Genomic DNA, 14,382 nt, shown 5'->3' on the forward strand with positions numbered 1-14,382 from the left:
GGTTAAGGTGTAGCCATCGTAGGCCGTCCTCCCCATCCGCACCAGCCACGCGGCCGCACAGGATTTGTGCGCGCCGCGCACCTCGGTTTACGGTTTCAGCTGGCGGATGGGGGAGACGCGGGGGAACACGTGGCGCCGGCTGCGCACTTCCTTGTTCCAGTCCTGGTTGGCCTGGTGCAGCGCCGCGTCGTAGTAGCCGCGCCCGTGGTCCAGATGCAGGCTGACGATGGAGTGCCGCGCGCGCACGCCGCGCACGCCGATGTTGTTCAGCCGGAGGCCGATGTTCAGGTCTTCGCCGCCGTAGGCCATGCTTTCGTCGAAGCCGCCCACTTCCAGCACGTCGTGCCGCCATGCGCAGCTATTGGCGCCGCTGAAGGCGTTGCGCGGCGACAGGAAATCATAGAAGCGCTGCAGGCGCGGATTGCGCAGCAGGCGGTTGCGGCTTTTGTCGAAGCCCGGTATGGCGCTCAGGAAGCCATAGTCGAACAGGCGCTGGTCCAGGATGGCGGGCCGCAGGTCGTTATTCAAATGGTAGGCCTCCGGCACGCTGATATGGCTGCCGCCCGCCAGGAAAGCCCCCGGACGGCTTAGCCGCAGATAGGTCTCGACAAAGTCGTCGCGCGGGATGCAGTCGCCGTCGGTGAACAGCAGCAGGTCGCCGCTGGCCTGCAGGATGGCCTTGTTCAGGGCGCGGCATTTGCCGAATCCCCGGTGCTCCTGGGTCAGGTGGATCAGCGGCAGGCCCAGATGGCGGCAATTTTCCACCGCCTCGGCAATCTCGGGGAATTCGCCGTCCTGCGAGACGATGATCTCGTCCGGCATGCGGGTCTGGGCGGCGTAGCCGGTCAGGACGAACTCCATTTCGCGGCGCTTTTTGTGCGCGGAGATGATAACGGTTATCTTCATGGCGCAATGTTACCGGAAAATGCCTCTTATGCTGCCGATGCTGCAATGCCGTATAATTTTAGACCCGGTATTGTCTTCCCAGCCTCCCTTCAGCCACGTCGCGAAAGTACGAAATGAACAACAAAGCCAGCCAGCCACGCTACTCCAAGACCGAAGCGCAATTGCGCGAGATGCTCTCCAAGCGCATCATGTTCCTGGACGGCGCGATGGGCACCATCATCCAGCAGTACAAACTGGATGAAATGGCTTACCGCGGCGGCCCCACGGGCCGCTTCGCCGACTTCGCCGCCCCCGCTGACAGCGGCGCGCGCGAGCTGTTCGTCAAAGGGAACAACGAGCTGCTGACGCTGACGCAGCCGCAGGTGATCCAGGAAATCCACGAGCGCTACCTGGCCGCCGGCGCCGACCTGATCGAGACCAATACCTTCGGCGCCACCTCCATCGCGCAGGACGACTACCACATGGGCCACCTGGCCTACGAGATGAACGTGGAAGCGGCCAAGCTGGCCAAAGCCGCCACCGCCAAGTACAGCAGCGCAGACAAGCCGCGCTTCGTGGCCGGCGCCCTGGGACCGACGCCGAAGACCGCCTCCATCTCGCCGGACGTGAACGACCCCGCCGCCCGCAACGTGACCTTCGACCAGCTGGTCTCCGCCTACTACGAGCAGGTGCGCGGCCTGGTCGACGGCGGCTCCGACGTGCTGCTGGTGGAAACCATCTTCGACACGCTGAACTGCAAGGCGGCGCTGTTCGCCATCGACCTGTACTTCGAAGAACGCCCGGAGCAGGAGCGCCTGCCGCTGATGATTTCCGGCACCGTGACCGACGCCTCCGGCCGCATCCTGTCCGGCCAGACCGTGCCGGCCTTCTGGAACTCGGTGCGCCACGCGCGTCCGCTGACCATAGGCCTGAACTGCGCACTGGGCGCGGCCCTGATGCGCCCCTACGCCGAGGAGCTGTCGCAGATCGCCGACACCTTCGTCTGCATCTACCCCAACGCCGGCCTGCCCAACCCGATGAGCGACACCGGCTTCGACGAGCTGCCGGCCGACACCTCCGCCCTGCTGCGCGAATTCGCCGACGCGGGCTTCATCAACATGGCCGGCGGCTGCTGCGGCACCACGCCGGACCACATTGCCGCCATCGCCAAGCTGCTGGCCGAGACCAAGCCGCGCGCGCTGCCGGAAGTGAAGGTCGCGCAGCGCCTGTCCGGCCTGGAGCCTTTCACCATCGACGACGACTCGCTGTTCGTCAACGTGGGCGAGCGCACCAACGTCACCGGCTCGAAAGCGTTCGCGCGCATGATACTGAACGAGCAGTACGACGAGGCGCTGTCGGTGGCGCGCCAGCAGGTGGAGAACGGCGCCCAGGTCATCGACATCAACATGGACGAGGCGATGCTCGATTCGCTGGCCGCCATGACGCGCTTCCTGAACCTGATCGCGTCCGAACCGGACATCTCGCGCGTGCCCATCATGATCGACTCCTCGAAATGGAGCGTGATCGAAGCGGGCCTGAAATGCGTGCAGGGCAAGGCCATCGTCAACTCCATCTCGATGAAGGAAGGCCTGGAGGAGTTCATCCGCCAGGCCAAACTGTGCCGCCGCTACGGCGCCGCCGTCATCGTCATGGCCTTCGACGAAAAGGGCCAGGCCGACACCTTCGAGCGCAAGATCGAGATCTGCGAACGCGCCTACAAGGTGCTGACCGAGCAGGTGGGCTTCCCGCCGGAAGACATCATCTTCGACCCGAACATCTTCGCGATTGCCACCGGCATCGAAGAGCACAACAACTACGCGGTGGACTTCATCAACGCCACCCGCTGGATCAAGGACAACCTGCCGCACGCGAAGATTTCCGGCGGCGTGTCCAACGTGTCCTTCTCCTTCCGCGGCAACGACCCGGCGCGTGAAGCCATCCACACCGTGTTCCTGTACCACGCCATCAAGGCCGGCATGACCATGGGCATCGTCAACGCCGGCATGGTGGGCGTGTACGACGACCTGCCGGCCGAGCTGCGCGAGCGCGTGGAGGACGTGGTGCTGAACCGCCGCGAAGACGCCACCGAGCGCATGATCGAAATCGCCGGCACGCTGAAGGCCGGCGGCAAGGCGCAGGAGCAGAACCTGGAATGGCGCAACGCCATCGTGGAGAAGCGCCTGGCGCACGCGCTGGTGCACGGCATCACCCAGTTCATCACCGACGACACGGAAGAAATGCGCCAGCAGGTGCTCGCTTCCGGCGGCCGCCCCATCCACGTGATCGAAGGCCCGCTGATGGACGGCATGAACATCGTCGGCGACCTGTTCGGCCAGGGCAAGATGTTCCTGCCGCAGGTGGTGAAATCGGCGCGCGTGATGAAGCAGGCCGTGGCCCACCTGATTCCCTACATCGAGGAAGAGAAGAAGGCAGAGGAAGCGCGCACCGGCATCGTCGCCAAGCCGAAGGGCAAGATCGTCATCGCCACCGTGAAGGGCGACGTGCACGATATCGGCAAGAACATCGTGTCCGTGGTCCTGCAATGCAATAACTTCGAAGTGGTGAACATGGGCGTGATGGTGCCCTGCTCCGAGATCCTGGCGCGCGCCAAGCTGGAGAACGCCGACATCATCGGCCTGTCCGGCCTGATCACGCCGTCGCTGGAGGAAATGGCCCACGTGGCGAAAGAGATGCAGCGCGACGAGCACTTCCGCATGATGAAGATCCCGCTGCTGATCGGCGGCGCCACCACCAGCCGCGCGCACACCGCCGTGAAGATTTCGCACAACTACGAAGGCCCTGTGGTCTACGTGCCGGACGCCTCGCGCTCCGTATCGGTGGCGCAGTCGCTGCTGACGCCGGAAAGCCGCGACCAGTACATCGCCGAGATCGAGCAGGACTATGTGCGCATCCGCGAGCAGCACGCCAACAAGAAGGCGCTGCCGACCGTGTCGCTGGCGGCCGCGCGCGCCAACAAGGCCAGGCTGGAATTCAAGCCGCTCAAGCCCAAGTTCATCGGCCGCCGCGTGTTCAAGAACGTGGACCTGGCGCTGCTGGCCAATTATATCGACTGGGGTCCGTTCTTCCAGACCTGGGACCTGGCCGGTCCCTTCCCTGCCATCCTCACCGACGAAGTGGTTGGCGAAGCGGCCAGCAAGGTGTTCGAGGAAGGCCAGGCGCTGCTGAAGAAACTGATCGACGGCCGCTGGCTGACCGCCAACGGCGTGGTCTCGCTGCTGCCCGCCAACAGCGTGAACGACGACGACATCGAGATCTACACCGACGACGAGCGCGAGACCGTGGCCTTCACCTACTACGGCCTGCGCCAGCAGGGCGTCAAGCCCATCATCGACGGCGTGCAGCGTCCGAACCAGTGCCTGGCCGACTTCATCGCGCCGAAAGCGTCCGGCATCAAGGACTACATCGGCATGTTCGCCGTCACCTCCGGCCTCGGCATCGAGAAGTACGAGCAGCGCTTTGAAGACGCGCACGACGACTACTCGTCCATCATGCTCAAGGCGCTGGCAGACCGCCTGGCCGAGGCCTTCGCAGAATACATGCACGAGCGCGTGCGCAAAGACCTGTGGGGCTACGCCGCCGACGAAGGCCTGAGCAACGAGCAGATGATCGCCGAGCAGTACGCCGGCATCCGCCCGGCGCCGGGCTACCCTGCCTGCCCCGAGCATACGGTGAAGGCCGACATGTTCAAGGTGCTGCAGGCGGAAGAGATCGGCATGGAGCTGACCGAGTCGTTCGCCATGTTCCCCGGCGCCGCCGTGTCCGGTTTCTACTTCGCGCATCCGCAATCGAAGTACTTCACCGTCGGCAAAATCGGCAGCGACCAGTTTGAAGACATGGTGGTCCGCCGCGGCATCGACAAGGCTGAACTCGAACGCTACCTCGCACCCAACCTGTAAAAAAAACCGGGAACCTTTGCGCGCTGCGATGGCCTAAGCATGGAGTTAACCACTTCAACGGAGGCCATATGGAAAACGCAGTTGCAATCAAACGCTGGCAGGATCAGCTGATCCTGCTGCTCGGTTTGTGGCAGTTCATTACGCCCTGGGTGTTTGGCTACGGCATCCCGTCGCAGCTGGCGTGGAACGCCTTCGTGACCGGCGCGGTCATGGCGGCGCTGGCCGCATTTGATCTGTACAAGACCTATTTCTGGGCCGTGGTGCTGAACCTGCTGGTTGGCGTCTGGGTGGCGGTATCGCCCTGGGTGCTGGCGCGGGCCGAGCAGATCACCGTGCCGCAGACGGCCATGTGGAACAACCTCATCGTCGGCGTGGCGGTTGCCGTGCTGGCGCTGTGGGAGATGCGTACCGATCCGGAACTGCGCACGCATTGGCCGGGGGCGGCGCATCCTTGACCGTGGCGGAGCTTGGCGGGTTACGCGCCCAGGCGCTAACCCGCCGGTTTCACTGCTGGTCGCGGCGGAACTTCCAGATCGCGAGGCCGGCGAACACGGCCGCAAAGCCCAGCTGCACCGCCATCGGTCCCAGCGCGCCGTCCATGCCCAGGCCGCGCCACGTTACCGCGTCGAAGCCATCGACGGCCCAGCGGGTCGGAATGACAAAGGTCAGCTGCTGCATCCAGGCCGGGAACACGAAGGACGGCACCCAGGCGCCGCCCAGCATCACCATGATCAGCGTGGCGAACACCGCGATGCCGCGCGCGGCTTCGGGCGTTTTGCCGAAGGCGGCGATCAGCAGGCCGAAGCCGGCCGTCATCAGCGCAAAGCACAGCCCCACGCCCACGAAGCCGAGCGGGTTGGCGATCTGTACCTTGAAGATCAGCATGGCGCACAGGAAGATGGCCACCAGCAGGCCGGAGGCGATCACGGCGGCCGATACGGCGCGCGCCAGCAGCACCGTGGTCAGCGATACCGGCGCGGCCAGCAGCCGGCTCCAGATGCCCATGCGGCGCGCCAGCAGGATGCCGATGCCCATGTCCACGCCCATGAACAGGATGAACTGCACGCTCATGCCCGCGAACGAGTGCGCGTAGCCGTTGTACTTGGGACCCGAGCTGAGCGCTTCGTCCTTGGTGGCGAAGGGCATGCTCAAGCCGGGCTTGGCCTTGCCGCCGTCCGCGCCTTCCTGCGCAGGCTTGGCCTGCTCGGTCTTCTGGAACTTGCGCACGCTGGCCAGCATGTCGTGCAGCTCGGGATTGCCCTTGCCTTGCGCGCTCTTCTGCTCCAGCTCGAGCAGGCTGGTGTCCATGAACTTTGCGCCCGTGTCGCCGCCGAACATTTCCGCGCTGACGATCTGCATCACCTGCTGCGTGAGCATGCCTTTCACCATGGCCAGCGTGGTCGATTGCGAGGGGTCGTAGAACACCGGGATCTCCGGCTTGTTCCCCGCGCTGAACAGCGCCTTGCCTGCGGCTTCGCCGAAGCCTTGCGGAATCACCACGGCCACGGTGAGCTTGCCGGAGCGGACCCGGGCTTGCGCTTCGTCCAGCGGCAGTTCAATGATGCGCAGCGTGGCGTCCGCCTTCAGGCCGTCGGCAATCTTCACGCCGACCGGGCTGCTGTCCTGCAGCACCAGGCCGACGTCGATTTTGCCGGTCTTGGAATCGCCGCTGCCGCCGAACAGGGAGCCGAAGAAGGCCGCCAGCACGATGGGCAGCATCAGGTTGATCAGCAGCGCGCGCTTGTCGCCGAGGTAGAGGATCAGGTCTTTGCGGACCAGTGCGAAAAATGCGGTCATCATGGTCCTTTTCAGTCGCGCAGGCTGCGGCCGGTGAGGTTGAGGAAGATGTCTTCAAGATTGGTCTTGGCGGTGGCGAAGTGCTGCAGGGCGCAGCCTTGCGCGTTCAGCCAGGCCAGCACGGCAGCCGCGTGCGGCGTGGCGGCCAGGCCGATTTCCAGCACCGGACCGCCCTCGCCGGCCAGGCTGTCCAGTTCGCGCACGGTGCTCACGCCGGGCAGGCCGCGCAGGCCGGCGAGCAGGCCGGCCATGGCTTCGGGCGCCAGCGCCTGCGCCAGTTCGGCGCGCAGCGCGGCTTGCGCGGGCAGGCGGCGGTACAGGTCGGCCGGGCTTTCATCGGCCAGCACTTTGCCGTGGTCGATGATGACGATGTGGTCGGCCAGCCGCGCCACTTCCTCCATGTAGTGGCTGGTGTAGATCAGCGCCATGCCTTTGGCCTTGAGCGCTTCCAGCGTGTCGAAGATGGCGTTGCGGCTTTGCGGATCGACGCCGACGGTAGGCTCGTCCAGGATCAGCAGCTTGGGTTCATGCAGCAGCGCGGCGGCGATGTTGAGGCGGCGCTTCATGCCGCCGGAGAAGGTGGATGGCTTGTCGGCGGCGCGGTCCGCCAGGCGCACCATGTCCAGCGCCTGCGCGCAGCGCTCCTTGAGCAGCGCGCCTTTCAGGCCGTACAGCGCGCCGAACAGCTTGAGGTTTTCCAGCGCGGACAGGTCTTCATACAGCGCCAGGTCCTGCGGCACCAGGCCGATCTTGAGTTTGGCGCCGGTCTGGCCCTGGGCCATGGCCTCGCCTTCCAGTTCGACGCTGCCGCCGTCGCTGCGCAGCAGGCCGCAGATCATGCTGACGGTGCTGGACTTGCCGGCGCCGTTGGGGCCGATCAGGCCCACGGTCTGGCCGTGGCGGACCTGGAAACTGACGCCGTCGACCGCGCGGCGGCCGCCGTAGGATTTACTGAGTTGATTAACGCTGAGCAGGACTGAAGTCATGGCGCGGTGCGATCCGTTGAAAGAATCGCAAGCTTATCGCGCCTGTTAGCCTTCTAGCAAGTGACAAGTGTCATGACTTGTTGTGACAAGTCACAATGCGTAGCGCACCACGTTGTCGCTCCACTCGAACGCGGCCATTTCCAGCTCCACCAGTTCGTCGGTGGAGACGGCCAGGTCGCGCAGCGTGGGCACGATCTGGTGCTCCAGCTCCTCGATCTGCTCGATGGATTCGGCCAGCTTGAGCAGGTCGCCGAAGAAGCCGCCACGGAACATCAGCGCGTCCTGCACTTCGTCGATGACGGGGATCTGCGCCAGGATTTCGGACATGGGAATGCCGAACAGCGTATCCATCAGCGACATGATGCCGACCGTGAAAGCGATGTCGGCGCAGTGGCGCTGGCTGGGGCGCAGCTTGAGCGCCAGCAGCTCCAGCAGGCGGCCGCGCGTGGTGGCCAGCATCAGCAGCGGCGTCATGCTGTGGCCGCGCTTGCTCGGCTCGGCGTACAGCATGATTTGCAGCCAGCGCTGCAGCTGGCGCCGGCCCAGGATGGTCACGGCCTGGCTCAGCGAATCGATGCGCTGGCGCGCGCCCACGGCCGGCGTGTTCACCAGGCGCAGCAGGTTCAGCGCCAGCGACACGTCGCGCTTGATGGCGCGTTCGATTTCCAGGTTGTCCGCTTCCGAGGTGACCAGGGTCATCAGCTCCATCACGGCCAGCTGCGACGGCGACAGCTTCTTGCCGCTCATGATGACCGGCTTGGCAAAGTAATAGCCCTGGAAATAGTCGAAGCCCAGGTCCAGGCAGTGCTTGAACTCCTCGCGGGTTTCCACTTTTTCGGCCACCAGCTTCTTGCCGTCCTGCTTGAAGCGCGGCGCCAGCTTCATCAGGACGGGCAGCGGCGTGTCGCGCATGCTCATCTTGACGTATTCGATCATGGGCATCAGCGACTGCACATTGCCGGTTTCGCCGGTCACGTCGTCCAGCGCGAAACTGAAGCCGTGGCTCACCAGCTCGGCCATGCGCTTGAGCACAGGCGGCGTGGCCTCCATGGTTTCGACGATTTCCAGCACCACTTTTTCGCGCGGCAGGAAGCCGAAGATGTCGCTCATGATGACGTCGGCATCGACATTGACGAAGCCGAGCGCGTCGCCGATCACTTTTTCCATGCCCAGCTGGGAAGCGTGGGCGATCACGGACGCGGTGGCGCCGATGTCGCTGACGATGTTGGCCGGCCCCACGGGCGCGTTGCGGAACAACAACTCATAACCGAACAACGCCTGGTTGCGGTCCAGCATAGGCTGACGGCCAAGATAGAACTCGCGCACACGCAAATTCCTGGAGGCCGCACTAGTAGGCGAAAGGTCGATCATGGAAGGGTCCGTCTCAGTTCAGGAAACAATGGTGCCAAATGGCAACTAACCCGCTGTTTTACGCGGTTTTACCTGATATTTTGGCATCATTCACGCATGTTGTCTCAAACAATTTTCGCGTTACCCGGCGCATCAGGTATTCCATCGAGAAATACTTTCAGTTCACCGGGCGCAAACGCCGTCCATTGCTCGTTGGTCGTCAGCGGCTGGGTGACGATAATGGCCACGCGGTCGTCCGGCGTGGTGACTTCGGAGAAGTCCACGCTCACGTCCTCGTCGGACAGTTCGGCCGTCAGGAAGGGATACTGGCGCACCAGGTAATACAGATTGGTGGAGCAGTGCGCGTACAGCTCGTTGCCGCTGGCCAGCAGCATATTGAAGGTGCCGTGCGCGGCGATGCCGGCCACCAGCTCCTCCAGCACGGCGCGCAAGGCGGCGCGGCCGGGGCGCTGGTCGCCGAAACGGCTGCGCAGCGTTTGCAGGATGTAGCAGAAGGCGCGCTCGCTGTCGGTGCTGCCGACCGGGCGGAAAGCGCCGTCCAGCACCGGATGGAATTCCTTCAGGTCGCCGTTGTGGGCGAACACCCAGTAGCTGCCCCACAGCTCGCGCACGAAGGGATGGCAGTTCTCCAGCGCCACCTGGCCTTGCGTGGCCTTGCGGATGTGCGCAATCACGTTGCGCGACTTGATGGGATAGTTTTTGATCAGCTCGGCGATCGGCGAGGCGATGGCGGCTTGGTGGTCGACAAAATGGCGCACGCCGGCACCCTCGAAAAAGGCGATGCCCCAGCCGTCATGGTGGGTGTCGGTGCGGCCGCCGCGCATGGCGAAGCCGGTAAAACTGAACACAATGTCGGTCGGGACATTGCAGTTCATGGCTAGTAATTGGCACATAGTAAGGGAGAATCTGCAACAGACTCTCACCTTACCATGCCTGCGGCGTTTAATGCAGCAGCACGGGCTGGCTCATCAGGGACTCGTAGCTGCCGAGGAATTCGTCGACTTCCTCCATGGTGGGCTCGCTGGCAATCAGCTGGGTGACGTCGCGCCGGAAGCTTTGCGCCAGCACGCCCGCGATGAAGATCTCGCGCTTGCAGCCTTTGTCCACAATTTCATAGCCGCCAAAACGCAGGGCTTCCAGGTCGCGGTCCGCACCGAATTCAACCACGCTGTACTGCTCGCTGTTGTAGATCAGGTTCATTTGGCTTCCTTCACGCTAGAGGCGGAAGCTCATGTGTTCCGCCGGTCCATATTGAAGTGGGGACCGGGCGCCGCTTTTCAAGCCTGGGCTTGCAAATCGGCGGCCAGGTCCAGCAAATCGCCATACGGAGCTTGTAGCAGCATGCTGCGCAACTGGTCCACATGCTCCGCATTTGCCAGGCTGATGAACAGCTGCGCTGGCGGACGGCGCAGCAGACGGTTCAATGTTACCCGCAAAACGAGATTTCCTGCGCAGCACAGGCAGCCGGGAGCGATGCGCTGCACGTTCAGGCCTGTTTCAGGGGAGGAGACGAGGGGGGAATTGGCGTCCGCCAGGCCTTCCAGGATCACTGCGGACTGGGCGGCGGCCGGCAGGCCGGCGAGCGCGGCGGCGATGGCCGCTTCGCGCACGGCCGCGCGCGGACCGGTCACCAGCGTGACGCGGGTGCGCACAGGCGATGGCGCACCGCCCGCGCCGGACCCGGCTGGGCCGGGAGCGGCGTCGGCGGCGCTGGCCATTATTGGTTCTTCTTGGCCAGCTTGCCCGGCTCCACGCCCAGCTGCTTGAGCTTGCGGTACAAGTGGGTGCGTTCCAGGCCGGTCTTCTCCGCCACCCGCGTCATGCTGCCGCCTTCGCGGCCCAGGTGGTGTTCGAAGTACATGCGCTCGAAGGCGTCGCGCGCTTCGCGCAGCGGCAGGTCGAACGACAGATTGAACATATGGCCCTCGCCCGCCGTGGCGCCCGCGCCGCGCACCGAGGCGTGGGCTTGCGGCATGGCGGCGCTGAACGGCGCACCGGCGGCCACCGCGCCGTCTTCCGGCGGCGGCGCCACGGCCGGACGCGGCGCCAGCGACGGCGAACGCACGGTTTCCTGGGCGCGCGTCAGGCCTGCTTGCACTGCTTTCAGCAGTTTCTGCATGGCAATCGGTTTTTCCAGGAAATTCAGCGCGCCGATGCGCGTCGCTTCCACCGCCGTGTCGATGGTGGCGTGGCCGGACATCATAATGACGGGCATGGTCAGCAAGCCGTCGCGCTGCCATTCCTTCAGCAGCGTGACGCCGTCCGTGTCCGGCATCCAAATGTCGAGCAGGACCAGATCCGGCGCGCCTTGTGCACGCGCCTCGCGCGCCTGCTGCGCGTTTTCGGCAAGCTGTATTGCGTGTCCCTCGTCGCTCAAAATTTCCGAGAGCAACTCGCGGATACCCATTTCATCATCCACTACCAGAATGTTTGCCATCTATCCCTGCCCTTTTTCGTTCGCCGGTCATGCCTGGCATTGTAAGCCTGCATGCTAGCAATTATTTTATTAGTCTTCCAATATTATGCCAACTGCACCGGTGCCAACTTTAACAGCAAAATCAGTACCGAAGCGCCACTTCTATCGACATGGTTCTGGATATCAATCCGGCCCCCGTGTTCGTCGATAATCTTTTTCACCATCGCCAGCCCCAAACCGGTGCCGCGCGCCTTCGACGTCACGTACGGTTCAAAGGCGCGCGCCAGGATTTTGGGCGCGAAGCCGGGGCCGTTGTCCGATATCGCCAGGCGCACCGCGACGCGGGTGCCGCCGTCTGCGCTCTGGTAATGGATGGCCTCGGTGACGACGTCGATGCGCGGGGCCACGCCGGCGGGCGGCTGGTCCAGCAACGCATCTTGTGCATTCTGCAGTAAATTATGGATCACCTGGCGCAGCTGGGTGGCGTCGCCCATCACCAGCGGCAGCTGGGGCGCCAGCGCCAGGTGGATGATGTCGCTGGCCTCGCCGCTCAGGTACAGGTTCAGGATCTCCTCCACCAGCGCGTTCACGTCCAGCGGCTCGAGCACGGCCGGCGGCGTCTTCGCGTAGTCGCGGAAGTCGTCCACCATGCGCTTCATGGCGGCCACCTGGTTGACGATGGTGGTGGTGGCCTTGTTCAGCAGGTCCACGTCGTTCTGCATTTCCAGCTTGGACTCGAGCTTCATCTGCAGGCGCTCGGCCGACAGCTGGATGGGCGTCAGCGGGTTCTTGATTTCATGCGCCAGGCGGCGCGCCACCTCGCCCCAGGCGATGGAGCGCTGGGCCGAGATCACGTCGGTGATATCGTCGAACACCACGATGTAGCCGCTGCCGTTTTCCACCGGCAGGCGCGAGCCGCGCGTCAGCAAGGTCAGGTCGTGCTCGTCCGGATTGGCGCTGTTGGCCGGGCGCGGAATTTCGATCTGGCGCTGCCAGTGCAGGCGCTGCACATTGCGGCCCGCCGCCGAATGCGCGCTCTGCGCCGAGAACGCGGCCACGATGGCGCCGGCGAACTCCTGCAGGCCGTCGATCTCGGTCAGCTGTTGGCCTATCATGGTCACGCCGGCGTGCTGCAGGATGCGCTCGACCGAGTCGTTGCAGCTGACCAGGCGGAAGTCGCCGTCCAGCACCATCACGCCGGCCGACATATTGCCCAGCACGGACTCCAGGTGGGCCTTGGCGTTCTGCAGCGCGGCGCGGTTCTTGTCGACGGCGATGCGCGCGTCCGACAACTGGCGCGTCATGGTGTTGAACGACTGCGTCAAGGTGCCCAGCTCGTCCGAGCTGGCCACGATGGGGCGCGGCGACAGGTCGCCGCCGGCCACCGCGCGCGTGCCCTCGGCCAGCAGCAGCAGCGGCTGGGCCAGGTCGTTGGCGATCAGGAAGGCCGCCGCGATGGCGCCAAACACGGCCAGCAGCAAGGTCAAGGTCAGCGTTTCGATATACATCTTGCGCAGGCCCACGCGGGCCACGAAGCGTTCCTTGTATTCGCTGTAGGCGGTGCGCAGCGTTTCGCCGTTGGCGGCCAGCTTGGGCGGCACGGCCTGGATAATCTGCAGGAAGCGCGGCGCCAGATGGGTGCCGTTGGGCTGCACCGGGTCCGGTATGGCCAGCAGCACGCGCACGCGCAGCACGTTGGAGGCGTCCGGCACCGGCGGCGGCGGCGCGCCCACGCGGTCGTCGCGCAGTTCGCTGCCGCCCTCGGCCTGGGCATAGGAGTCCTCGTTCTTGGCCACCGCCAGCATGGGCGCGTTGGGCAGGTCGGCCGACAGGTTGATGCGCTGCGGCCCGGTGGCCGACACGATCAGCCCGCCCTCGGCGTCGACGATGATGGCGCTCTGCGTGCCGGGATGGGTTTTGACGAAGCGCGCCAGGATGGCCGGCGCGGCGTAGAACTGTTCTTCGGCCAGCAGGCTGGCGGTTTTCTTGCTCTGGCCGTTGAGGTCGGCCACCGCCTTGTCCAGCGCGTCGCGGCCCAGAGTCAGGCCGGCGTCCAGCGCCTCCTCGATGCGCACGTTGAACCAGGAATCAATCGAGTGGGACACGAACTGCACCGACACCAGGAAGATCACCAGTCCCGGCAGCACGCCGATGGCGGCGAACAGCAGCACCAGCCGCGTCATCAGCTTGGAGCCGAACTTGCCGGCCCGGTAGCGCGAATACAGGCGGAACAGCGACACGCCCACCAGCACCAGCAGCGCCACGGCGACCGCCGCGTTCAGGCCCAGCAGCCAGCCGTAGTAGCGGTCGAACAGGCCGGAGTTGTCGGACGCCGAGGCCAGCAGGAACAGCAGGATGCTGACCGCGGCGCCGGCGACGACGAACAGATACCGCAAGGCCGGTCTCACTTATTCAGCCCTGTACAGGAAGGTTTTCTTGTTCGACGCCAGGCGCCACTCGCTGTTGTTGAACGCGTTGACCTGGATGGGCTTGGGCAGGTAGTCGCGGTCCATGCCCATGCGCAGCGTGACGTTGTAGACTTCGCCCACCTTCAGCGCGCCGCGCGGCGCCACCACCCAGCGGCTGGGCCGGCGTATCAGGAACAGCGCGTCCTCCAGCGTCGGGAAGCTCTGCCGCACGTTGCCGACCGGGCCGACGTGGTACTGGCGCGTGAGCACGTTGTAGGAGATGCTGAAGGTGCGTTTGACGCGCACGGCCTTCTCGTCCACCCAGTACCAGCGCGGGCGGGTGAATTCGATTTCGGTGGTGAAGTACAGCGGCATGCCGTACAGCAGCGCGTCCTCCAGGCCGTGGTTCAGTTCAAAGGAATACGCGGCCGACAGGCGGTAGCCCTCTTCCGCCGCCTCGATGGTGGCGCGGGTGATTTCGACCGTTTCCTCCGACGCGCGCGCGGGCGGCAGCGCGCAAGCGAACATCAGCAGCAACTGCCAGGCGAGGAGTCGAAAAAAACGTTGCGTCACGAGTGGGCCGGTACTAAATATATCCGTCG

12 protein-coding genes are annotated in these 14,382 nt (G+C 64.7%); 2 read left to right on the forward strand and 10 right to left on the reverse strand.

Translation table 11 applies throughout. The annotated features are described in order from the left end of the window. Positions 1–87: 87 nt before the first annotated feature. On the reverse strand, positions 88–906 hold the full coding sequence (locus AC07S4_RS09505) for a glycosyltransferase (protein ID WP_494986400.1): 819 nt from the start codon (positions 904–906) through the stop codon (positions 88–90). A 113-nt stretch (positions 907–1,019) separates the two neighbouring features. Between AC07S4_RS09505 and metH the strand changes: the two genes are divergently transcribed. Beyond that, positions 1,020–4,802, forward strand: a complete 3,783-nt coding sequence (gene metH, locus AC07S4_RS09510) for a methionine synthase (protein ID WP_494986401.1) — start codon at positions 1,020–1,022, stop codon at positions 4,800–4,802. Positions 4,803–4,870: 68 nt separating this feature from the next. Then, entirely contained in the window at positions 4,871–5,257 is a 387-nt protein-coding gene (locus AC07S4_RS09515) for an SPW repeat protein (protein WP_494986402.1), read from the forward strand. 49 nt (positions 5,258–5,306) lie between these two features. Here the strand turns inward: AC07S4_RS09515 and AC07S4_RS09520 are convergent, their stop codons facing one another. The 9 genes from AC07S4_RS09520 to AC07S4_RS09560 all read right to left on the reverse strand — a co-directional run bounded on the left by AC07S4_RS09520 (position 5,307) and on the right by AC07S4_RS09560 (position 14,353). After that, a complete protein-coding gene (locus AC07S4_RS09520; protein WP_494986403.1) occupies positions 5,307–6,602 on the reverse strand; it encodes an ABC transporter permease in 1,296 nt (431 codons plus the stop codon). Between the two features lie 8 nt (positions 6,603–6,610). Beyond that, a complete protein-coding gene (locus AC07S4_RS09525) occupies positions 6,611–7,585 on the reverse strand; it encodes an ABC transporter ATP-binding protein (RefSeq protein ID WP_494986404.1) in 975 nt (324 codons plus the stop codon). Positions 7,586–7,675: 90 nt separating this feature from the next. Beyond that, positions 7,676–8,956 (reverse strand): EAL and HDOD domain-containing protein, encoded by a 1,281-nt coding sequence (locus AC07S4_RS09530; RefSeq protein WP_494986405.1) that lies wholly within the window; start codon positions 8,954–8,956, stop codon positions 7,676–7,678. 104 nt (positions 8,957–9,060) lie between these two features. After that, entirely contained in the window at positions 9,061–9,849 is a 789-nt protein-coding gene (locus AC07S4_RS09535) for a class II glutamine amidotransferase (protein WP_494986406.1), read from the reverse strand. Positions 9,850–9,898: 49 nt separating this feature from the next. Further along, positions 9,899–10,156 (reverse strand): BTH_I0359 family protein, encoded by a 258-nt coding sequence (locus tag AC07S4_RS09540; RefSeq protein ID WP_161071721.1) that lies wholly within the window; start codon positions 10,154–10,156, stop codon positions 9,899–9,901. Between the two features lie 77 nt (positions 10,157–10,233). After that, the gene (locus AC07S4_RS09545) at positions 10,234–10,674 is read right to left on the reverse strand and encodes a GTPase (RefSeq protein WP_494986407.1); all 441 of its coding nucleotides are present in this window, start codon (positions 10,672–10,674) and stop codon (positions 10,234–10,236) included. Further along, positions 10,674–11,393 carry a response regulator gene (locus AC07S4_RS09550; RefSeq protein ID WP_161071722.1) on the reverse strand — a complete coding sequence of 240 codons (720 nt, stop codon included), beginning with the start codon at positions 11,391–11,393 and terminating at the stop codon, positions 10,674–10,676. Before AC07S4_RS09550 ends, AC07S4_RS09545 begins: the two co-directional genes overlap by 1 nt. An 83-nt stretch (positions 11,394–11,476) precedes the next feature. After that, on the reverse strand, positions 11,477–13,780 hold the full coding sequence (locus tag AC07S4_RS09555; protein WP_494986408.1) for a sensor histidine kinase: 2,304 nt from the start codon (positions 13,778–13,780) through the stop codon (positions 11,477–11,479). Next, a complete protein-coding gene (locus AC07S4_RS09560; protein ID WP_494986409.1) occupies positions 13,781–14,353 on the reverse strand; it encodes a DUF4390 domain-containing protein in 573 nt (190 codons plus the stop codon). It abuts the gene before it with no gap. Positions 14,354–14,382: the final 29 nt, after the last annotated feature.

This window comes from Pseudoduganella sp. GW821-FHT05F09, assembly GCF_059419605.1.

What these genes read in the sequence shown, in the direction of transcription:
- metH (WP_494986401.1), top strand. Translation starts at nt 1,020, where the DNA reads ATGAACAACAAAGCCAGCCAGCCACGCTACTCCAAGACCGAAGCGCAA.
- AC07S4_RS09505 (WP_494986400.1), bottom strand. Translation starts at nt 906, where the DNA reads ATGAAGATAACCGTTATCATCTCCGCGCACAAAAAGCGCCGCGAAATG.
- AC07S4_RS09530 (WP_494986405.1), bottom strand. Translation starts at nt 8,956, where the DNA reads ATGATCGACCTTTCGCCTACTAGTGCGGCCTCCAGGAATTTGCGTGTG.
- AC07S4_RS09540 (WP_161071721.1), bottom strand. Translation starts at nt 10,156, where the DNA reads ATGAACCTGATCTACAACAGCGAGCAGTACAGCGTGGTTGAATTCGGT.
- AC07S4_RS09525 (WP_494986404.1), bottom strand. Translation starts at nt 7,585, where the DNA reads ATGACTTCAGTCCTGCTCAGCGTTAATCAACTCAGTAAATCCTACGGC.
- AC07S4_RS09520 (WP_494986403.1), bottom strand. Translation starts at nt 6,602, where the DNA reads ATGATGACCGCATTTTTCGCACTGGTCCGCAAAGACCTGATCCTCTAC.
- AC07S4_RS09550 (WP_161071722.1), bottom strand. Translation starts at nt 11,393, where the DNA reads ATGGCAAACATTCTGGTAGTGGATGATGAAATGGGTATCCGCGAGTTG.
- AC07S4_RS09545 (WP_494986407.1), bottom strand. Translation starts at nt 10,674, where the DNA reads ATGGCCAGCGCCGCCGACGCCGCTCCCGGCCCAGCCGGGTCCGGCGCG.
- AC07S4_RS09535 (WP_494986406.1), bottom strand. Translation starts at nt 9,849, where the DNA reads ATGTGCCAATTACTAGCCATGAACTGCAATGTCCCGACCGACATTGTG.
- AC07S4_RS09515 (WP_494986402.1), top strand. Translation starts at nt 4,871, where the DNA reads ATGGAAAACGCAGTTGCAATCAAACGCTGGCAGGATCAGCTGATCCTG.